The organism is Bradyrhizobium sp. SOJA106 (assembly GCF_059448745.1).
The window spans coordinates 561103-582397 of the sequence record NZ_CM182549.1 but is presented as its reverse complement, the minus strand read 5'-3'; the positions used below and the strand labels follow the sequence as shown (position 1 = coordinate 582397).

Below are 21295 nucleotides of genomic sequence, written 5' to 3'. Positions count from 1 at the left end.
GGAGTTACCAGCCTCACGCCACAACCTCTCGCCGGGATTATGGGTCCCCGCGTTCGCGAGGACGACGCTGTAATTGTGGACCCACCAATGGCCCACACGGGCCATCGCTAAGCCACCACCTCCGGCTTCTTGTCGCGCCGCCCTTCGGCGAGGTTCCGCACCACCACATAGAAGATCGGCGTGAACAGCAGGCCGAACAGGGTGACGCCGATCATGCCGAAGAACACGGCGACGCCGACCGCCTGCCGCATCTCCGAGCCGGAGCCGGACGAGATCACCAGCGGCAAGACACCGAGGATGAAGGCGAAGGACGTCATCAGGATCGGCCGCAGACGCAGACGGCAGGCCTCGATCACGGCCTCCAGCCGCGGCTTGCCCTCGAGCTCGATGTCGCGCGCGAATTCGACGATCAGGATCGCGTTTTTCGCCGCCAGCCCCACCAGCACGACGAAGCCGATCTGGGTGAGGATGTTGACGTCCTGACCCATGATGCGCACGCCGATGGTGGCAGCGAGCAGGCACATCGGCACGATCAGGATCACCGCGAACGGCAAGGTCCAGCTGCCATACTGCGCGGCGAGCACGAGGTAGACGAACAGCACGCAGATCGGGAACACGTAGAGGCCGGCATTGCCGCCGGTGACCTGCTGATAGGATAGATCGGTCCACTCGAAGGTGAAGCCGCTCGGCAAGGTGTCGTCGGCGAGCTTCTTGATCGCGTTGAGCGCGGTGGTCGAGCTCGTCCCGGGCGCCGGCTCGCCCTGCAATTCGGACGCCGCATAGAGATTGTAACGCGCGACGCGGTCGGGTCCCGAGACATCCCTGAAGTCGACAACGCTGCCGAGCATCACCATGTCGCCTGAGGCGTTGCGCGTCCGCAGGCGCGCAAGATCAGCGGGCTCTTTCCGGAACGGGAAATCAGCCTGTGCGGTGACGTGATAGGTCCGGCCGAACAGGTTGAAGTCGTTGACATAGGTCGACCCGAAATAGGTCTGGATGGTGTCGTTGATGTTCGCGATGGGCACGCCGAGCTTCTGCGCCTTGGTGCGGTCGATGTCGACGAACAGCTGCGGCGTATTGGCCGAGAACGGCGAGAACACCGAGGGGCCGAGCAGCGCGGGCGACTTGCGCGCGGCGGCGACGAGTTCATCGGTTGCGGACGCCAGCAGCTCAGGCCCGCGGCCCTGCCGATCCTGGATGCGAATGGTGAAGCCACCGCCGGTGCCGATGCCGGGCACCGCCGGCGGCGGAATCACGATGATGAAGGCGCCCTGGATCGCAGCGAGGCGCTTGCGCAGCTCGGCCGTGATGGCGTTTGCCGTCAGGCCCTTCTTCAGCCGCACCTCGGGCTCTTCGAACACCGGGAACAGCGCGGCAGCATTGCCGGCCTGTGTGCGCGTGGCGCCTGAGAAGCCGGCGAAGGCAGCGACGCGGATGATGCCCGGCGTATCCAGCGAGATCCGCTCGATCTCGCGCACGATTTCGGTGGTGCGCGCGAGCGACGCCGCGCCCGGCAATTGCACGGAAATGATGACGTAGCCGCGGTCCTGCGCAGGGATGAAGCCCTGCGACGTGGTCCCGATCAGCCAGCCGGCGCTGCCGATGAGCACGACATAGACCAGCAGCATCACCACCGAATGCCGGATCACGAAATTTGCGAGCCCGGCATAGCCATGCGACAGCCGGTCGAACAGGCGGTTGAACACACCGGTAAAGGCGCCCCACGCGCGGGCGATGACATTCCAGGCGGCCGGCGGCCGCTTCTCCTCGTGCGGCACCAGGATCTGCGAGGCCAGCGCCGGGGACAAGGTCAGCGAGCAGAAGCAGGAGATCGCGGTCGCGACCGCGATGGTGACGGCAAATTGCTGGAAGAACTGTCCGGAAATGCCGCCCAGGAACGCAGTCGGCACGAACACCGCGCAGAGCACCAGCGCAATCGAGACCAGCGCGCCGCCGACCTCCTCCATGGTCTTCAGTGCGGCATCGCGCCGGCTGAGGCCGTGCTCGAGATGCCGCTCGACGTTCTCGACCACCACGATGGCGTCGTCGACCACGATGCCGACGGCGAGCACGAGCCCGAACAGCGTGAGATTGTTGATGGAGAAGCCGAGCGCCGCCATCACCGCAAAGGTGCCGACCAGCGACACGGGAATCGCGATGATCGGGATGATCGCGGGCCGCCAGCCCTGCAGGAACACCAGCACGACGACCACCACGAGCAGCATGGCCTCATAGATGGTCTTGATCAGCTCGTGGACGGATTGAGCGATGAACTCGGTCGGGTTGTAGCCGATGTTGAAGTCGAGGCCCTTCGGGAAGCTTTGCTTGAGCTTCGTCATAGTGTCGGAGATGTTTTTCGCCGTCGCGAGCGCGTTCGACCCCGGCCGCTGCGTCACCAGCATCGCGACCGCGGATTTGCGCAGCAGGAAGCTGTTGGTCGAATAGGCCAGCGCACCGAGCTCGATGCGGGCGACGTCGCGCAGGCGCACCGTGCGGCCGTCGGAGCCTGCCTTGATCAGGATATCCTCGAACTGCTTCTGGTCCTTCAACCGTCCGGTGAAGACGAGGTTCGGCTGGAAGGCGCGGTCGGCGATCGGCGGTTCGGCAATCTGTCCGCCGGCGATCTGGACGTTCTGGGCGCGGATCGCGGCCAGCACCTCGGTCGAGGTCAGGCCGAGATTGGCGATGCGGTCAGGATCGAGCCAGAGCCGCATCGAATAGTCGCGCGCACCAAAGATCTGGATGTCGCCGACGCCGTCGATGCGCAGCAGCTGGTCACGGACCTGGAGCAGCGCGTAATTGGAGATATAGAGCTGGTCGAACGTGTCGTCCGGCGACAGCATGAACACGACCATCAGGATGTCGGGCGAGTTCTTGCGCGTGGTGACGCCGTTGCGCTGGACTTCTTCAGGAAGCCGCGGCTGCGCGATCGCGACGCGGTTCTGCACCAGCACCTGGGCCTTGTCGAGATCGGTACCAAGCTTGAAGGTGACGGTGATGGTGAGCTGGCCGTTCGAGGTCGCTTGGCTGTAGAGATACAGCATGTCCTCGACGCCGTTGATCTCCTGCTCGATGGGGGCTGCGACCGTGTCGGACACGGTCTGCGCGGAGGCGCCGGGATATTGGGTGGTGACGACCACGGTCGGCGGCACCACTTGCGGATATTCGGAGACCGGCAGCGTGGTGTAGGCGAGCGCGCCGACGATCAACAGCACGATCGACAGCACCATCGCGAGGATGGGCTGGTTGATGGAGAGACGGCCAAGATTCATGACTTGCCACCGGCCGGGGCTTGAGCAGTCTGCGGGGCGACCTTGGCGCCGACACGGGCGCGCTGAATGCCGTTGACGATGACGCGATCGTCAGCCTTCAGCCCTTCGCGGATCACGCGCAGGCCATCGTCAAGCGGACCGAGCACCACGGGCCGCGCCTCGACGGTGTCATCGGGCTTGACCACGAACACGATCTTGCGGGACTGGTCGGTCGCGACGGCGGCGTCCGGAATCAGCAGCGCTTCATAGGGTGCGCTGCCGATCAGGCGGACGCGGCCGAACTGGCCGGGCAGGATCGACAGATCCGTGTTCTTGACCACCGCGCGGCTGCGCAGCGTGCCGGTGGAGACATCGAGGCGGTTGTCGAGGAAGTTGATGGAGCCGTCGTGCGACGGCTTGGTCTCGCCGGCGAGCGTCACCTGCACCGGGTTCGCGGTGTCGCGCGAGCTCGGGCGCTTACCCTCGAACCACAGCTTGCTGTATTTGATGAAGGTCGCTTCATCCATGTCGAAATAGACGTAGATCGGATCGAGCGTGACGATCGAGGTCAGCAGCGTCGAGGCGCCATTGTCGCTGCCCTGCACGAGATTGCCGGGGCTGACGAGATGGCGGCTGGCCCGGCCGGTGATCGGCGCGGTCACATGGGTGAACTCGATGTTGAGCCGGGCGGCCTTCAGCGCGCCTTCGGCCTGGGTCTCCGCGGCGTGCGCGGCCTGCAAGGCCTGGCGGCGCTGGTCGACAACCTGCTCGGAGACCGCGCTGGTCTGAACCAGGTTCAGGCCGCGGTCGAGCTCGCGCTTGGCCAGTTCCACCTTGGCGCGCGCATCGGACAGCTGGCCGTCGGCCTGCTCGGCCACGGCCTCGAACGGACGCGGATCGATCACGTAGAGCAGATCGCCCTGATGCACGATGGCGCCGTCCTGGAATTCGACCGAGTTGACGAAGCCGCCGACACGCGGGCGCACCTGCACCTCTTCGACCGCCTCGAAGCGGCCGGTGAACTCGTCCCAATCGGTGACGGTGCGCTTGACCGGCTGGGCGACGGTCACTGGTGCGGGCGGCGGCGCAGACGCTTGCGAGGCGGGCTGGCCGCAGCTCGCGAGCGCGAAGCAAGCAGCGAGAAGGCCGGCGATGGCGTACGGCCGCGGCTGAACGAAATCGTGCTTTTTGACAATTGGCTCGCTTCCGTCCGGTCCAGTCATCCCAGGTCCTCGCATCAAAGCCGCGGAAAAAAGCAGGTTCGCGCCTGCTCGCGGGCGACACAAGATGGGCGGCAATAATGAACTCTTCAAGACCAATGCGCGTGCAATAGTGCAACGCATGGCCTGACCGGATGGCGGGTTGACAGGGAGTGAGATGCGCGTGGCGGCGACCTTCCTTCGCCTCTCCCCTCTCCCGCAGGCGGGGAGAGGGAGAAGAGCGGCCAGCGTCTTCGCACATGACGAAGCGCGGGCGCTCGGCTAGACTTCCCTTTGCAAAAAAGACGAATTGTCCGGGGAGGACAGGCGTGCACCAGGGACGTGTCGTTTATGGCGCGATCGAGGAGGTCGTGTTCGGCCATCCCGCGGCTGAAGCCATCGTCGCGCAGATGGACCGGCTCGGGACGCGCCGCGCCTTCCTGATGGTCTCGGGGACACTGAACCGGCAGACCGACGAGATTGCCAAGATCAGGGACGCGCTCGGCGAACGCTGCGCCGGCCTGTTCGACGCCATGCCGGCGCACACGCCGCGAGAGGCGGTGATCGCGGCGACAAACGCGGCGCGCGAGGTGGGCGCCGACCTCATCGTCACGGTGGGCGGCGGCTCGATCACCGACGGCGCCAAGGCGGTGCAGCTCTGCCTTGCCAATGGCATCAGCGATATCGACGGCATCGACCGCATCCGCGTGCACAGGGGTATTGCGCCTAAGATGACGCCGCCGAGCGTGCGCCAGGTCAGCGTGCCGACCACGATCGCCGGCGGCGAGTTCAGCTCCATCGCCGGCGTCACCGACCGCGCTACGCATGTGAAGCAGATGCTGCGGCATCAGCTCACGGTGCCGCGCGCGACCATCCTCGATCCCGCCATCACCGTGCACACGCCGGAATGGCTGTTCCTGTCCACCGGCATCCGCGCCGTCGATCATTGCGTGGAAGCGATCTGCTCGCGCGAGACGCATCCCTATGCCGACGCGCAATCGGTCAAGGGACTTGCCATGCTCGCCGACGCGCTGCCGCGGGTGAAGGCCGATCCTGGCGATCTCGACGCGCGGATGGATGCCCAGATCGGCACCTGGCTGTCGATGGGTGCGCTGGCGGCCGGGGTGCCGATGGGCGCGAGCCATGGCATCGGCTATGTGCTGGGCGCGGCGTTCGACGTGCCGCACGGCTACACCTCCTGCATCATGCTGCCGGCGGTGATGCGCTGGAACGCGCGCGACAACGCCGAGCGCCAGATGATCGTCGCAGCCGCGATGGGCTTTCCCGGCCACAACGCCGCCGACGTCCTCGATGCGTTCATCCGCTCGCTCGGCATGCCGCGCAGCCTCGCCGAAATGCGCGTCACGCCGGAGCATTTCGACGCTATCGCCGAACAGGCGATGCGCACCAACTGGATCCCGCGCAACCCGCGCAGGATCGAGGGCCCCGACGACATCAGAGAAATCCTGCTTCTCGCCGCATGATCCAAGCCGGAGGATAGATGTACACAGGTCATCACGCCGGGCTCCGCCCGCTGCAGCCCGCCTTCATCATGGCCGCGACAGGCGAGGCCGTCACCTATCGCGAGCTGGAGGCGCGCAGTAACCGCCTGGCGCATCTGTTCCGCAGGCACGGCTTGAAGCGGCTCGACCACTATTCGATCTTCATGGAAAACAATGCGCGCTATCTCGAAGCCTGCGGCGCGGGCGAGCGCTCCGGTCTCTACTACACCTGCATCAACTCGTTCCTGACGCCGGGCGAACTCGCCTATCTCCTCGTCAACAGCCAGTCGAAAGTCCTGATCACCTCCAGGGCGAAGCTGGACATCGCGCGCGAGGCCATCAACGCTTGCCCTGATGTGAAGCTCTGCATCGTCGCCGACGGTCCCGGCGAGAGCGAGCGCATCGTTGGGCTTAAGGACGTTACCGCCGATCTGCCGGCAACGCCGATCGCGGATGAGTGGCTCGGCACCGCGATGCTCTACTCCTCCGGCACGACCGGACGGCCGAAAGGCATTTTGCGACCGCTGCCGGAGGAGCCGCCGAAGCACAATCTGCCGCTGTTCGATTTCCTGACGAAACTCTGGCACTACCGCGAGGGCATGGTCTATTTGTCGCCAGCCCCGCTCTATCACTCGGCGCCGCAGGCTGCGGTGAACCTCACGATCCGCATCGGCGGCACCGTGATCATCATGGAGACGTTCGATCCCGAGCGCTATCTCGAACTGGTGCGGCAATGGGGGATCACCCACACTCAATTGGTGCCGACGATGTTTTCGCGGATGCTGAAGCTGCCGGAAGAGGTGCGCAAGCGTTACGACCTCTCCTCGCTGGAGATCGCGATCCATGCCGCCGCGCCCTGCCCGCCGCAGGTCAAGGACGACATGATCAGATGGTGGGGACCGATCATCCACGAATATTACGGCGCGACCGAAGGCCTCGGCTTCACCGCCTGCAACAGTGAGGAATGGCTGGCGCATCGCGGCACCGTCGGCAAGGTGCTGCTCGGCGATCTGCATATTCTCGACGAGAACATGCAGGAGTGCCCGACCGGCACGCCTGGACAAGTATGGTTCAAGACTGCATCGCCGTTCGAATATTTCAACGATCCGGAGAAGACCAGGGAGGCGCGCTCGCCGGACGGCAGCATGAGCACGGTCGGCGACGTCGGCTATGTCGACGAGGACCGCTTCCTGTACCTGACTGACCGCGCCACCTTCATGATCATCTCGGGCGGGGTGAACATCTATCCGCAGGAATGCGAGAATCTCTTGATCACCCATCCCAAGGTCGCCGATGCCGCCGTGTTCGGCGTGCCCAATGCCGATCTCGGCGAGGAGGTGAAGGCGGTGGTGCAGCCGATGCCGGGCGTGGTGCCGGGACCGGCGCTTGCCGAGGAGCTGATCGCGTTCTGCGGCCAGTCGTTGTCGCGGCAGAAGGTGCCACGCTCGGTCGATTTCGAGAAGGAGCTGCCGCGGCTGCCGACGGGCAAGCTGTACAAGCGGCTGTTGCGGGACCGGTATTGGGGGAACAAGACGTCAAGGATCGTGTGAAATGCGCTTCGCTTCGCCCCGCGTGCGGGGAGGCCGGAATGCGCGCGGAACGCGCGGATTCCGGGTGAGGGGGGACTCTCTGCGAATCCAACTCTCATCGCCCCTGCGGAAACTCCCCCTCACCCCAACCCTCTGCCCGCAAGCGGACGAGGGAGCGCACCTTCGCTGCGGCTCCAGCACCGCATGACACGATGCCCGTTCGCACCTGCACTCTCACATGATGAGAGTGTGAAGAGATCGGGAACGCCCCTACCGCGTCCTGATGATCTGCAATAGCTCTTCGCCATAGTGCTCGAGCTTTTTGTCGCCGATGCCGGGCACGTTGCGCAATTCGTCCAGCGTGGTCGGCCATGCGCGGACGATGCCGTCGATGGTGGCATCGTGCAGCACCACATAGGCCGGCACGCCGCGCTCGCGCGCGATGTCTGAGCGCCAGGAGCGCAGCCGCGCGCGCAATTCGGGATCGACATCGCCTTGCGGCGCGTTTGCGGCCGGGGCGAGATCGCCGCGGCGGGATTTGGCGCGGCTGGCGCGGACACGTGCGCCGGGCGCTTCCTCGCGCAGCCACACTTCGGTCTCACCACGCAGCACGCCGCGCGAAGAGTCCGTCAGCTTCAGTGCGCCATAGGCTTCGCTGTCGCTCTGCAAGTGACCCATCGCCACCAGCTGCCGCAGCACGGTGCGCCACTGCTTTTCGTTGAGCTCTCGCCCGATGCCGAACACGGACAATTTGTCGTGGCCGAACTGCGTCACCTTGTCGGTCAGGCGGCCGATCAGGACGTCGATCAGGTGCATCGCGCCGAAGCGCTGCCCGGTGCGATAGGCGCAGGACAGCAGCTTCTGCGCCAGCACTTTGCCGTCGCGCATCTTCGGCGGCGTCAGGCAATTGTCGCAATTGCCGCAACTCTCGCCCGTCACGATCTCACCGAAATAGGCGAGCAGCCGCCGGCGCCGGCAATGCGGTGTCTCGGCAAGGCCGACCAGCGCGTCGAGCTTGCCGATCGAGACCCGTTTGAAGTCGTCCGAGCCGCTGGATTCGTCGATCATGCGGCGCTGCTGCACGATGTCCGAGAGGCCATAGGCCATCCAGGCCGCCGAGGGCTTGCCGTCGCGGCCGGCACGCCCGGTCTCCTGGTAATAGGCCTCGATGCTTTTGGGCAGGTCGAGATGGGCGACGAAGCGCACATCGGGCTTGTCGATGCCCATGCCGAAGGCAACGGTCGCGACGATGACGATGCCGTCCTCATTGAGGAAGCGGTCCTGGTTGCGCGAGCGCACGCTGCTGTCGAGACCGGCATGATAGGGCAGCGCCGGAATGCCGGCATCGCCGAGCGCGGCGGCGACCTCCTCGACGCGGTTGCGCGACAGGCAATAGACCACGCCGGCATCGCCGGCATGCCGCTCCCGGATGAAGTCCTTCAGCTGCGATACCGCGTTGCGCTTGTCGACGATCTCGTAGCGGATGTTGGGACGATCGAAGCTGGAGACGAATTGCGGCGCGTCAGTGAGCCGAAGCCGCTCCACGATCTCCTTGCGCGTCAATTCGTCGGCGGTCGCCGTCAGCGCGATGCGCGGCACCTCAGGAAAGCGCTCGGCGATGATGGAGAGACCGACATATTCAGGGCGGAAGTCATGTCCCCATTGCGAGACGCAATGCGCCTCGTCGATCGCGAACAGCGCCACCTTCGCCTGCGCCAGCAGCGACAGGCAGCGCGGCGTGACCAGGCGCTCCGGCGCGACATAGAGCAGATCGAGATCGCCGGCGATCAGGCGGCGTTCGACGTCGGAGGCTTCCTGCGGGCTGAGCGAGGAGTTCAGGGCGGCAGCATTGACGCCGGCCTCCTGCAGGCCGGCAACCTGGTCGCGCATCAGCGCGATCAGCGGCGAGACCACGATGCCGCAGCCTTCGCGCAGCAGCGACGGAAGCTGATAGCACAGCGACTTGCCGCCGCCGGTCGGCATCAGCACGAGGCAATTGCCGCCTTCGGTAACGTGCCGAATGATCTCGCCCTGCGCGCCGCGGAACCCCGGCAGGCCGAACACCGAATGCAGCACCGACAACGCGTCGCGGCCATTCGCCGGCGCAGGCAGTGGAGCGGTGGAGGACATGGACATGGTGCCGGAGATGCTTTGGAATTTGTCACAACGCCAGTCGCATGACGGCGCGGTCGTGGCAAGGCTGTTTGCGAGGCTTGCACCGCTGCTTCTTCTCCCTCTCCCCGTTCTCACGGGACCGCGACGAGCTTCGCGGCCCTCTCCGCAAGCGGGGAGACGTGCAGCAGCTACGCCCCGATTCGTCGCAGCGCTTCCGCGACTGTCACGATCGGCATGTTGCGCTTGCCCGCCGCGTCCAGCGCGTGGCGCATCAGGACCGGCGTGCAGCCATAGGGGCTCGGCGTATCAGCGACGTCATGGCCGTAGAAGATCAGCCAGCCACCGCTTGCGACCGCCGCGTCGAAATAGCCATCGACGCCCGCTTTGTCGATCTCGCGGTCGACCAAGGGCGAAGCGCGCAGGAACTGGAGGTCGATGACGTCGCTGTTGACGCCGGGCAGGATGCCGCGTGCCGACCGGAACGCTTTGGCGAGTTGCGGCTTGCGCCAGATCGAGGCGATGCCATAGGGATAGGCGAAGTTCTCCAACACGATCGACGAATCGATGCTGCGGAAGTGGCTGCGGTTGCGCTCGATCTCGCGAGCCATGGCTGCCTCGTCGAGATCGGCCGAGCTTTGGTGCGAGAAGGTGTGGCAGGCGATCTCGTGACCGGCACGGTGCAACCGCACGATGTCGTCATTCGACAAGCCATGCCAATAGTCCGACGGACGATCGATCAGGCTGCCGGCGATGTAATACGTGCCGCGGCCGCCATGCGCTTCGAGGAGCGATGCGCCCGCGCCTGCGGCGCTGTCGGGTGCATCGTCGAAGGTGAAGCTCACCATCGGCGCATGTGCCGGCAGGCGGTGCGGCGCGGCGCGGAAATGCCGGGCCAGCCGATTGCTCACGCGTCCCTGGAGTGCCGACCACACGACCGCATTTCCTGTTCGCCCCGATTCGCTCAATCAAGCATTCGTGTGCGGCCCGAGGCAAGCTTCACACTTCGTTAGTCCTAACATGGAACGCGCCGCACCGGCCTAGCGCGGCACGACCGAGACTTCGGTGTCCGCACCAAGATATTGCAGCCAGTTGCGGAACAGCACCGCCGCAGCACTGCCCGCCGCGATATCCGTGCGCAGATTCAGCGCGGGCAGCTCGTTGGTCAGCGCCGGGTGACGCTGGTGCTTCGCCTGCTTCTCGAACCGGAGGAGCTTTTCCTCGGTGGCTGCGTCAAAATAGCTCACCGGCAGGTGCGGATAGATCTCACGCTCGCGCGCGAGATAGCGGCCGATATCGCGCAGATATTCGCGCTGCAGCGACAGCGCGTCGTATTCAGGATGGCCCTGGAAGAAGACGAAGCGGCTGGCATATTGGCGGACGAAGACGTCGACGCCGGCCTGGGCCGAGCGTGTCAGCACCTGATAGCCGGCCTCGGCGAGGTCGCTCTCGGCGATCTCGTTCAGGCGCGAATGCGAGACTTTTAGCGGCGCAGGTGCCGCGCGGGTCAGGGCATCGTCCGTCACCGCCTCGCAATCGAAGATGCCGTGACACTTGGCCGGCAGCCGCCTCCGCTCGATACGATCGAGATGCAGCACCGCTGCATGCGCCGCAAGGCACGACCAGATCGTGGAGCGCGTGTAGAGCCTCGCCCAGTCGATCAGCTCGGTGAGATCCCGCCAATACGGCTCCTGGTCGAGCTCCGGTGCGACCGGCTCGGCGCCGGTCACGATCAGGCCGTCGAATCTGTACCGCCTGAGATCCGCGAGGTCGGAATATTCGCTCTCGACGTGCCACTTCGCTTCCGGTGAGCGTTTGACCGAAGGCAGCGAGAAGCAATGGAAACGGATGCGGCGCGCACCGGCAGCTGCCTGCAGCAGCTTCATGAACTGCCGTTCGGTCGCCTTCAGCGCCGCATCAGGCATATTGTTGATCAGGCCGATGGTGAGCTCGCCGTGGTCGCGCGCAAGATCGCGCTCCGCCGGCACCAGCGCCGGGCTAGAGATACCTTGATCCCTGTCGATCAAGATCGTCATCGCCGCCGTCCGCCTACTCCGCGGCCTGGAGGCGCGCCGGCGGACAGGCCTTTGCGAGCGCCTGGTCGATGTCCTCGATGATGTCTGCGGAATGCTCGATGCCGATCGACAGGCGGATTGTCTCCGGCAGCACGCCGGCGGCGCGCTGCTGCTCGGCCGACATCTGACGGTGCGTGGTCGAGGCCGGATGGCAGGCCAGCGACTTGGCGTCACCGATATTGACGAGGCGCGTGATCAGCTTGAGCGCATCATAGAAGGTCTTGCCGGCCTCCATGCCGCCCTTGATGCCGAAGGTGAACAGCGAGGACGCGTTGCCATTGAGATATTTCTCGACCAGCGGATAGTAGGGGCTGTCCGGGAAGCCGGCATAATTCACCCAGGCCACGCGCGGATCGCCGCGCAGGAATTCGGCGACCTTGCGGGCGTTCTCGACATGGCGCTCCATCCGCAGCGCCACGGTCTCGGTGCCCTGGAGCAGCAGGAAGGCGTTGAACGGCGACAGCACCGAGCCCATGGTGCGCTGATAGACGCTGCGCGCGCGCTCGATATAGGCGGTCCTGCCGAAGCGCTCGGCGTAAACGAGTCCGTGATAGGAGGCGTCCGGCTTGTTGTAGGCCGGGAAGCGGTCGGCGTATTTGGCCCAGGGGAAGTTTCCGGAATCGACGATGGCGCCGCCGAGCGTGGTGCCGTGGCCGCCGAGAAACTTGGTCAGCGAATGCACGGCGATGTCGGCGCCGTAGTCGAACGGCTTGAGCAGAATCGGGGTGGCGACCGTGTTGTCGACGATCAGCGGCACGCCGTGGGCATGCGCGATCTTGGCCAGCGCCTCGATGTCGCAGACGTTGCCGGCGGGGTTGCCGATGGTCTCGGCGAACACGGCACGGGTATTCTCGTCGATCAGTTTTTCGATTGCCTCGGGCTTGTCGCTCTCGGCGAAACGGCCGGCGATGCCTTGCCGCGGCAGGATGTGCGAGAGCAGCGTGTGCGTGGTGCCGTAGAGCTGCGGCACCGACACGATGTTGCCGCCGTGGTCGGCGACGTTGACGAAGGCGAAATGCAGCGCGGCTTGGCCGGTCGCAACCGCGAGCGCGCCGACGCCGCCTTCGAGCTGGGCGATGCGCTTCTCCAGCACAGCGCTGGTCGGATTGGCGATGCGGCTGTAACGGAAACCCTCGGCCTCGAGATTGAAGAGCGCGGCGCCATGGTCGGCGCTGTCGAAGGCGTAGGCCGCGGTCTGGTAGATCGGCACCGCAACAGCGTGCGTGGTGGCTTCGGGCTCGTAACCGGCGTGAATAGCGATCGTCTCGTTGCGCATCGTGCCACCTCCGCGTGGTGCGGGCCGCACTTATTGGCCTGCATGAGGCATGTGCGTTGTCCGCCGTCCCTCTGTTAGAGACGGGTGGTAAAGCGGACAATAATTCGCATAGAGATCGACGAAGTAACCCTAACGCTTGTTGGTGAATCGGCCGGAATTCGAGTTAATTTGGGTTAATGAACCGCAGCGCCCTGACGCGGCTTGTCCCGGGTGCCGTTTCTCTTTCGTTGCGGGACGGGGGCACGCCATACTGTACAGCCGAGCGCTTCGAACGCCCTCACAGCTCTCAACGCCTGTGCTTCGCCTGAATCGAATCGCTGCCTCTCGAAGCGGTTCGTGCGACGTCGGCTATTGCTACAAAGTCTCCAGCGATTCCAGCATCACCGACGCGTTGAATGCGGGGTTCCACAAGGCGATCGCCGCCTCGCATCTGACGATCTGGCCGCGCGCTTTCCGATCACGCCGGTGGCGTCGCGCGAAGCCCTCGCGCGGCGCGCCGGCCCAGTTGATCACGGAGAGTCGCATGATCTTTTCGGGAAACCGCTGCGCACTTTTCCGGATCATGCTTTTAGGCCGCGATCGCCGATCGTTGTCCTCATTCCGCGGGGCAGGCCGCAACGGCGGCCTGTCGACGGTCGAGCCGGAGGCTCCACAGCGCGAGCAGGAGGCCGATTGCCGTGATGCCCGCCGCGACCAGCGGCAGGATGGAGAGGCCGAGCCCGCGATCGATGCTGACACCGCCGGCCCAGGCGCCGAGCGCATTGCCGAGATTGAACGCGGCGATGTTGAGGCTGGAGGCCAGCGTGCGGCCGCTGGGGCCGGCCGCCTCCAGCACGCGAAGCTGAAGCGGTGCGACGGTTGCGAAGGCGGCGATGCCGAGCAGCAGGATCAGCGCGACGGCTGCAATCTTGACCGACAGCACGGCGGCCAAGCCGAGCAGCACGAAAGCGAGCGCGGCGAGCGTGCCGATCAGCGCACGCCCCAGGCCGCGATCGGCAAGCTTGCCGCCCGCGACATTGCCGATCGCAAGGCCAACGCCGAACACCAGCAGGATCGGCGAGACTGCGGCTTCCGAGAAACCGGTGAAGCGGGTCAGGATCGGCTGGATATAGGTGAACACGACGAACAGCCCGGCAAAGCCGAACACGGTCATGGCAAGGCCAAGCAGCACTTGCGGCCGGCCGAGCACCGCGACCTCCTCCGCGAGCGAGATCGGCTTGTCGTCCTTGCCGACATGGCCGGGAACGAGCGCAGCTACCACGGCAAACGCAATCACGCCGATCATCGTCACCGCCCAGAACGCCGCGCGCCAGCCGAGCATCAGGCCGAGCCAGGCGCCGAAGGGAACGCCCAGCAGGGTTGCGACGGTGAGGCCGATGAACATGGTGGCAATGGCGGAGGCGCGCTTGTCTTCAGCGACAAGGCTGGTCGCGACCACCGAGCCGACGCCGAAGAACGTGCCGTGGGCGAGCGAGGTCAGCACCCGCGCGGCCATCAGCAGTTCGTAGTTCGGCGCGAGCGCGCATGCCGCGTTGCCGAGCGTGAAGATCGCCATCAGCGCCAGCAGCGCGGACTTCCGCGGCATTCTGCGAGTCGCCAGCGTCAGGACCGGCGCGCCGACGAACACGCCGAGCGCATAGCCGGAGATCAGCAGGCCCGCGACCGGCACGGAGACACCCATGTCGGCGGCGACCTGGAGCAGCAGGCCCATGATGATGAATTCGGTGGTGCCGATGCCGAAGGCACCGGCGGTGAGGGCGAGGACAGCGGGAGGCATGCGGGACTCCAATGGATGAGACGAGCCACGCAGATAGCCGCACCGCGACAAAAGCATTAGGATGTCCGCAATCAAATCATTTGTGACATGAATTCAATATGGCCCGTTTCGACACCAACCGCTCCGCCGAGATGGAGGTTTTCGTCCGCGTCGTTGATCTCGGCGGTTTCACCCAGGCCGCGCGGAGCCTGCGGCTCACGCCCTCGGGCGTCAGCAAGCTGATCTCGCGGCTGGAGACGCGGCTCGGCTCACGCCTCGTCAACCGCACCACGCGCAAGCTCACGCTGACGGTAGAAGGCCGGGCTTTTTACGAGCGCGCCGTGCGCATTCTCGCCGAGATGGAGGAGGCCGAGCGTGAGGCCGCTTCGCGCGCTGCGCCGCGCGGCCGCCTCACCGTCAACTGCAACATTCCGTTCGGCATGCTGCATGTGATGCCGCTGCTCCCGCGCTTCCTCGAGCAGCATCCCGAGGTCACGCTCGATCTCGTGCTGACCGATACGCTGATCGACCTGATGCAGGAGCGCGCCGACGTCGCCATACGCGCCGGGCCGCTGCGGGCCTCGCGTCTCGTCGCGCGGAAGCTCGGCACCAGCCGCATGGTCGTGGTCGGCGCGCCGAATTACCTCGCACGCTCGGGCATACCGAAGATGCCGGCTGATCTTGCCGACCACCGTGGCATCGGCTGGACCTTCCCGCGCTCGATCCGCGCCTGGCCGTTCAGGCGCGGCGATCACACCGAGGAAATCGTGCCGCCGCCGCTCGCGCGCGCCAGCGACGGCGAAGCCGCGCGCCGGCTCTGCCTTGGCGGCATCGGCCTCGCCCGTCTCGCCCTGTTCCACATCGGCCCCGACATCGAAGCTGGTCGCCTCGTGCCGGTGCTGCAAAGCTACAACCCCGGCGACCGCGAGGACATCCACGCCGTCTATGTCGGCCACACCGCACCGCTCCCGGCACGCGTGCGCGCGTTCATCGATTTTCTCGCCGAGCATGTGCGGGTGCCGGATTCCATGCTGAAGCGCGCGGGAGACGGGAGGTGGAAGGTGACGAAAGGGCGGTAAGGGATGGCGGAGAGAGTGGGATTCGAACCCACGGTACGGTTTCCCGCACACACGCTTTCCAAGCGTGCGCCTTAAGCCACTCGGCCATCTCTCCGGAGCGCCCTCTCTTGAAGGGGCGCCGATGATTTTGCAAGGGATCGCGGGGAAATCGGACGATTTTTCCGCAAGCTGTTGTATTTATGAGGAAATATCATAGGACGCGGGACCGCTTGGAACCGCCCGCGGACTGAACCGGCGGCGGGTTTGGCGCGACGATTCACCTGAAGCCACCAAACACGTCCGGGGACGCCATGACCTTCCGCAACGCCATCGTCGCGCTGAGCCTGATTTCGGCCCTTGGCTCCGCCTTTGCCGCGCCGGCCCTGGCCCAGGTCTGCATCCGGCAGGGCGTGGACGTCAGCTGCGACGACGGGCGGCGCGGCATCCTGTCGGGCAACGCCATCCTCTGGCCCGACGGGACGCGCTCGAGCGCGACGCCGCATCCAAGCATCATCATCGGCAACAAGAGCTCGGTCCATGTCGGAGCCGGCGTGTTCGTCGGCCAGGGCAAGGGCATGGTGCCGCTGGACGACCCCAACGCGCCGAACAAGCGGCAATGCGCGATTCTGGACGGAGTGTCGTATTGTTATTGAGGTGCTCGTCTTCACCTCGCCCCGCTTGCGACGAGAGGTCGGATCGCTCTCCGCGACGCGCAGCATCGTCCGGCGCGATCCGGGTGAGGGGGGACAGGTCTTCGACGATCTCACCTGCGGAGAGAGCCCCTCACCCCAACCCTCGCCCCGTAAGAACGGGGAGAGGGAGAAGAAACTAAATCAGCCGCACGCCCGAGATCGCCGACTTCAGCCAGCGCAGCGCCTGCGGCGGCTGAGATGCGAGCGGCGCGACTGCCGCCTTCTCGGTGCGGCACTTCTCCAGCTCGGCGACGAAGTCCGCCGACCATTGCTGGATGGTGTGCCCGCGCAGCTTTTTCATCATCGCCTCCCAACGCATCTTGCGCTCGGTGAGCGGCATCGCGGCGGCGACGGCGATGGCGCGCGCCATGCCGTCGATGTCGTGCGGATTGACCAAGAGCGCGGTGTCGAGCTCGTTGGCGGCGCCGGCGAATTTCGACAGCACCAGCACCCCCGGATCCGCCGGATTCTGCGCGGCCACGTATTCCTTGGCAACGAGGTTCATGCCGTCATGCAGCGGCGTCACGACCCCGACCTGCGCGGTGCGGTAGAGACCCGCGAGCACGGCCTGGCTGAAGCCTTTGTTCAGATAGCGGATCGGCGTCCAGTCGACCTCACCATGGCGGCCGTTGACGTCGGTGACGAGGCGCGCGACCTCGTTCTGGAGATTGCCATAGGCCTCGATGCCGCCGCGCGAGGGGTTGGCGATCTGGAGCAGCGAGATGCTGCGCGCAAACTGCGGTTGCTCGGTCCACAGCCGGTCGAACGCGCTGATGCGGTTCACGAGACCCTTGGAATAATCGAGCCGGTCGACGCCGATGGCGAGACGCTCGCCGTTGAGGCTGCGCCGCAGCCGCGACACGTCGGGGTGCGACACCGACTTCGCGGCATAGGCTGCGAACTTCTCCGCATCGATGCCGATCGGGAAGACCTCACAGCGGGTGCGGCCGTGCTGCGAAAGCACGATACCATCCTCGACGGCGAGGCCGAGCTCACCGCCGACATAGGAGAGGAAATTCTGGCGGTCCTCCTCGGTCTGGAAGCCGATGAGGTCGTAAGCCAGCATCGCCGTGATCAGCTCGCGATGATGCGGCACGCCCTGCATCACCGCGGCGACCGGCCACGGCGTGTGCAGGAAGAAGCCGATCGGATCGTCGACGGAAAGATCGCGCAGCTCGGCCCCGAGCGCGAGGAAATGGTAGTCCTGCACCCAGAATGCGGTCTTGGGTTTGCGGAAGCGCATCAAGGCGCGCGCCATGAAGGCGTTGACCTCGCGATAGCTGACATAGTCGTCGCGCGAGACGCGGATGAGATCGCTGCGAGAATGCAGTGCCGGCCACAGCGCCGAATTGGCAAAACCTTCGTAATAGCCGCCATAATGCGCCGCCGGCAGATCGAGCGTCGCAATCGCGCCGGAACCCAGCGCTTCGATCTCCGCAAACGGTTCCTTCTGATGGCCGTCGCGCACGCGGCCGGAGGAACCCACCCAGATCGCCCCTGAATGTTCGACGACTGGAAGCAGCGCGGCCGCCAAACCACCCGTCATGGGCTCGTTGGGCTTGCCGCGTGCCACACGATTTGAAACGACAACCAAGTTCACAGGTCGTCCCCTCCTGTTCATTCCACCCCGTTTAACTGCCGTTCATCAATATGGTTCCTGGTCATGATTTCTTCGGATTGAAACCAAAATCGGGCATGCGCGTTGGAACTTGTTTTCCTCGCGGAACCTGGAAATTTCACTGCAAAGACAGCATTCGCGGCTGATCCCGCGGCGCGCAGTTGCGCCGCGTAATGATACCGCGCCGGGTCTATTGTGTCGGTGACGTGGCGCTGCCTTGGTTTCACCTAAAGCGCGTTCGCGCTTTAGGTGAACATGATCCTTTCGGAAAACCGCTGCACGCTCTTCCGGATCATGCTTTCGGTTCGAGCAGGCGCGCGAGGAACGCGCGCACGTCACTCGGCGCGTCGAAGTGACCGTTGACGCCGATGGCGCGGCGGCCGACCGAGAAGGCGAGCCCGTTCATGTCGGGCATGATCGCGAACACGGTTTCATCCGTGACGTCGTCGCCGATGAAGATCGGGCGCCGCCCCCTGAACGGCTCGTGCTTCATCAATTCGCGCACGCCGCTCGCCTTGGTGAATCCGGAATGCTTGATCTCACAGACGAACTTGCCGGGCAGCACCTCGATCGGCGCGTTGGGCAGGTCGGCGCGGATCAGCGAGACGGATTCGTAGATCGCCTTCTCCGCATGCGGCGCAAGGCGGTAATGCAGCGCCAGTGAATAGCCCTTGTCCTCGAGCAGAATGCCGGGGCTGAGCTTGGCGATTGCCGCCAGGCGCCGCTTCAGCTCCTTGTCCAGCGGCGGCGCGTGCACGTCGTCGGCTTCACTGTCCATCGACAGCCGCATCTCGGCGCCGTGACCGGCAACGGCGCGGAAGACATCCGGCGCGAAGATCAGGTCGATGTCGTTCAGCGAGCGGCCGCTGACCAGCGCCAGCGCGCCGGAGGTGCGTTCCGCGAGCGCCTTGAGCGTCTCCGACAGGCCCGGCGGCACCCACACCTCGCGCGGCGTCGGCATCAGGTCGAGCAACGTGCCGTCGATATCGAGCAGGAAGGCGGTTTCGCCGAGATGCGGCAGCAGCGCATGCGGCACCGGCACCGCGTCGGGAGCTTCATCATCGGCCATGGCGCGCGTCTGATCCAGTTCAACGAGTTCTGATGTCATAGTCTACTCCATGAAGGCGAGCGGCCGCGCGATTTGTTCGAGCGATTTGCGTTCCGCGGAGACGGCATAGCGCCACGCCATGAACGCGGCCGCGATCATCAGGAAAGATCCGAGCAGATAGCCGGCGAACACGCTGGTACGCGATCCCGTGTCGATCAGCGCACCGAACAGCGCCGGCCCGATCACGCCGCCGATACCGGTGCCGACCGCATAGAACACTGCGATGGCCAGCGCGCGGACTTCGAGCGGAAAGGTCTCGCTGACGGTGAGATAGGCAGCGCTCGCGGCCGGCGATGCGAAGAAGAAGATCACCATCCAGGCGATGGTCTGTCCCTGCGCGCTCAAGGCGCCGATCGAGAACAGATAGCCCGACAGCGCCAGCAGCAGGCCCGACGCGCCATAGGTGAACATGATCATGGTGCGGCGGCCGAGGGTATCGAACAGGCGGCCGAGCAGCAGCGGGCCGAGGAAGTTGCCGGCGGCGAAGGGCAGCAGATACCAGCCGACGTGATCGGCGCTGATGCCGTAGAAATCGGTCAGCACCAGCGCGAAGGTGAAGAAGATGGCGTTGTAGAAGAACGCCTGCGCGCTCATCAGCACGAGGCCGACCAGAGCGCGCTGGCGATAGGCGAAAAACAGCGTGTGCACGACCTCGCGGATCGGCGTATGATCGCGCATCTTCAGCCGAATCTTTGCGAAAGCTCCGTTGCTCGGATGCTGGTCATGGCCGATCACCGAGCGCTCGATCTCATCGACGATCGCATGGGCCTGGTTGGGCTGGCCATGGATCATCAGCCAGCGCGGACTTTCCGGAATCCACATCCGCATCAACAGCACGACGAGGCCGATGGCCGCGCCGATCAGATAGGCGAGGCGCCAGCCGAGGTCGGGGCCGATCACGGCGGGATCGAGCAGGACGATGGCAGCAACTGCGCCCATTGCTGCGCCAATCCAGAAACTGCCGTTGATGACCAAATCAGTCCAGCCGCGATAGCGCGCCGGGACCAGCTCCTGGATGGTCGAGTTGATCGCGGTGTATTCGCCGCCGATGCCGGCGCCGGTGAGAAAACGAAACAGCGCATAGCTCGCCACATCCCACGACAGCGCGGTCGCGGCCGTTGCAGAGAGGTAGAGCGCCAGCGTGATGAAGAACAGCTTCTTGCGGCCGATGCGGTCGGTCAGCCAGCCAAAGCCGAGCGCGCCAAGCACCGCGCCGGCAAGATAGGCGGAATTGGCGATGCCGAGATCGAGATTGGAGAAGTGCAGCACCGGGCTCTGCTTCAGCGCGCCTGAGAGCGCGCCGGCCAGCGTCACCTCGAGACCGTCCAGGATCCAGGTGATACCGAGCGCGAGCACGACGCGCGTATGAAAGCCGCTCCAGGGCAGTGCGTCGAGCCGCGAAGGTATGCTGGTCTCGACGATGCGCTCAGTCGCGGCCGCCGCCGAGATCGCAGATCCATAAGTCAGCGCTGGGCTCTGCTGCAATTCCATCGCGTTGTTGTCTGACCAATGAAAGCAGCCCCGGTTCACAGGATGTGGGCAGGGGCGGTCATGGAGGTGGGGCATTCGGCCTGCCACCTGCGACAACGCCAGCGGCGAAGGCAGGTTCCCGTGGGAACGGCCGCCGATCCTGCCCGTTTCCGATGGATCCGGAGGGAGTTGACGCATGGCTCATGTCAGAAAGACGACACATTCGCGCAAAACAGCCGCCCGCAAGACTGCGCAAGGGACCGCGCGCCGGAAGAGCAGCACCCGGCGCAGCACCGCGCGCAAGAGCACCAAGCGCGCTGCGCCAAAACGCTGGTCGCAGCGCGTGACCAAAGAGAGCGACGCGCTCGACCTCAAACAAGGCGTGTTCAAGCTGACCAGCGCGAAGAAGATCGCAGCCTCGCTGAAGTACTCGGCCGAGCACAGCTCGCGCCGCAAGACCGGTGCGTACCGGTCGGCGCTGTCGATGCTGACGTTCTACATCAACCGCGCCGGCAAGACGCTGCCGAAGACGCAGCGCTCGCGGCTGGAGCGGGCGAAGGTGGCATTGAAGCGGGCGTTCGGGAGGGAGTGAGATTCACACTTCTTGCTCCGCTGTCGTCCCGGACAACTTCGCGGGGACGACAGTGGA

The 21295-nt window shown here is 65.3% G+C and carries 16 protein-coding genes and 1 tRNA gene; 5 read left to right on the top strand and 12 right to left on the bottom strand.

All coding sequences use genetic code 11. The annotated features are described in order from the left end of the window. Positions 1 to 107 precede the first annotated feature (107 nt). Both AC5V87_RS02755 and AC5V87_RS02750 read right to left on the bottom strand, forming a co-directional pair. Positions 108 to 3272, bottom strand: coding sequence for an efflux RND transporter permease subunit (locus AC5V87_RS02755; protein ID WP_495369929.1), 3165 nt, complete (start codon positions 3270 to 3272; stop codon positions 108 to 110). Then, entirely contained in the window at positions 3269 to 4474 is a 1206-nt protein-coding gene (locus AC5V87_RS02750; RefSeq protein WP_495369928.1) for an efflux RND transporter periplasmic adaptor subunit, read from the bottom strand. The genes AC5V87_RS02755 and AC5V87_RS02750 overlap by 4 nt, the downstream gene beginning before the upstream one ends. Positions 4475 to 4779: 305 nt before the next feature. Between AC5V87_RS02750 and AC5V87_RS02745 the strand changes: the two genes are divergently transcribed. Beyond that, positions 4780 to 5934: an iron-containing alcohol dehydrogenase gene (locus tag AC5V87_RS02745; protein WP_495369927.1), complete on the top strand. Its 1155-nt coding sequence runs from the start codon at positions 4780 to 4782 to the stop codon at positions 5932 to 5934. A gap of 17 nt (positions 5935 to 5951) precedes the next feature. Beyond that, positions 5952 to 7502 carry an AMP-binding protein gene (locus AC5V87_RS02740; protein WP_495369926.1) on the top strand — a complete coding sequence of 517 codons (1551 nt, stop codon included), beginning with the start codon at positions 5952 to 5954 and terminating at the stop codon, positions 7500 to 7502. 249 nt (positions 7503 to 7751) lie between these two features. Here the strand turns inward: AC5V87_RS02740 and recQ are convergent, their stop codons facing one another. From recQ to AC5V87_RS02710, 6 genes are all read right to left on the bottom strand, one after another. Then, on the bottom strand, positions 7752 to 9617 hold the full coding sequence (recQ, locus tag AC5V87_RS02735; RefSeq protein ID WP_495369925.1) for a DNA helicase RecQ: 1866 nt from the start codon (positions 9615 to 9617) through the stop codon (positions 7752 to 7754). A gap of 167 nt (positions 9618 to 9784) precedes the next feature. Continuing rightward, entirely contained in the window at positions 9785 to 10528 is a 744-nt protein-coding gene (locus tag AC5V87_RS02730) for a polysaccharide deacetylase family protein (protein WP_495369924.1), read from the bottom strand. Between the two features lie 105 nt (positions 10529 to 10633). Beyond that, on the bottom strand, positions 10634 to 11629 hold the full coding sequence (gene metA, locus AC5V87_RS02725) for a homoserine O-succinyltransferase MetA (RefSeq protein ID WP_456841996.1): 996 nt from the start codon (positions 11627 to 11629) through the stop codon (positions 10634 to 10636). A gap of 13 nt (positions 11630 to 11642) precedes the next feature. Beyond that, positions 11643 to 12944, bottom strand: coding sequence for an O-acetylhomoserine aminocarboxypropyltransferase/cysteine synthase family protein (locus tag AC5V87_RS02720; RefSeq protein ID WP_495369923.1), 1302 nt, complete (start codon positions 12942 to 12944; stop codon positions 11643 to 11645). A gap of 354 nt (positions 12945 to 13298) precedes the next feature. Next, a complete protein-coding gene (locus AC5V87_RS02715; RefSeq protein ID WP_495369922.1) occupies positions 13299 to 13469 on the bottom strand; it encodes a hypothetical protein in 171 nt (56 codons plus the stop codon). A 70-nt stretch (positions 13470 to 13539) separates the two neighbouring features. Next, positions 13540 to 14721, bottom strand: a complete 1182-nt coding sequence (locus AC5V87_RS02710; RefSeq protein WP_456841994.1) for an MFS transporter — start codon at positions 14719 to 14721, stop codon at positions 13540 to 13542. A 98-nt stretch (positions 14722 to 14819) separates the two neighbouring features. Here AC5V87_RS02710 and AC5V87_RS02705 point away from each other — a divergent pair, with 98 nt between their 5' ends. Next, positions 14820 to 15779 (top strand): LysR family transcriptional regulator, encoded by a 960-nt coding sequence (locus tag AC5V87_RS02705; RefSeq protein WP_495369921.1) that lies wholly within the window; start codon positions 14820 to 14822, stop codon positions 15777 to 15779. A gap of 4 nt (positions 15780 to 15783) precedes the next feature. On the opposite strand, the gene AC5V87_RS02700 is transcribed toward AC5V87_RS02705, so the two are convergent. Further along, positions 15784 to 15873: transfer RNA gene (locus AC5V87_RS02700), tRNA-Ser, on the bottom strand. 196 nt (positions 15874 to 16069) lie between these two features. Between AC5V87_RS02700 and AC5V87_RS02695 the strand changes: the two genes are divergently transcribed. Beyond that, positions 16070 to 16411, top strand: coding sequence for a hypothetical protein (locus tag AC5V87_RS02695; protein ID WP_495369920.1), 342 nt, complete (start codon positions 16070 to 16072; stop codon positions 16409 to 16411). A gap of 175 nt (positions 16412 to 16586) precedes the next feature. On the opposite strand, the gene otsA is transcribed toward AC5V87_RS02695, so the two are convergent. The 3 genes from otsA to AC5V87_RS02680 all read right to left on the bottom strand — a co-directional run bounded on the left by otsA (position 16587) and on the right by AC5V87_RS02680 (position 20667). Beyond that, positions 16587 to 18050 (bottom strand): alpha,alpha-trehalose-phosphate synthase (UDP-forming), encoded by a 1464-nt coding sequence (otsA, locus tag AC5V87_RS02690; protein ID WP_495369919.1) that lies wholly within the window; start codon positions 18048 to 18050, stop codon positions 16587 to 16589. A 310-nt stretch (positions 18051 to 18360) separates the two neighbouring features. Then, positions 18361 to 19176 carry a trehalose-phosphatase gene (gene otsB / locus AC5V87_RS02685; protein WP_456841990.1) on the bottom strand — a complete coding sequence of 272 codons (816 nt, stop codon included), beginning with the start codon at positions 19174 to 19176 and terminating at the stop codon, positions 18361 to 18363. 3 nt (positions 19177 to 19179) lie between these two features. Further along, positions 19180 to 20667 carry an MFS transporter gene (locus AC5V87_RS02680; RefSeq protein ID WP_495369918.1) on the bottom strand — a complete coding sequence of 496 codons (1488 nt, stop codon included), beginning with the start codon at positions 20665 to 20667 and terminating at the stop codon, positions 19180 to 19182. A gap of 175 nt (positions 20668 to 20842) precedes the next feature. Here AC5V87_RS02680 and AC5V87_RS02675 point away from each other — a divergent pair, with 175 nt between their 5' ends. Continuing rightward, positions 20843 to 21238, top strand: coding sequence for a DUF3175 domain-containing protein (locus AC5V87_RS02675; RefSeq protein WP_495369917.1), 396 nt, complete (start codon positions 20843 to 20845; stop codon positions 21236 to 21238). Positions 21239 to 21295: the final 57 nt, after the last annotated feature.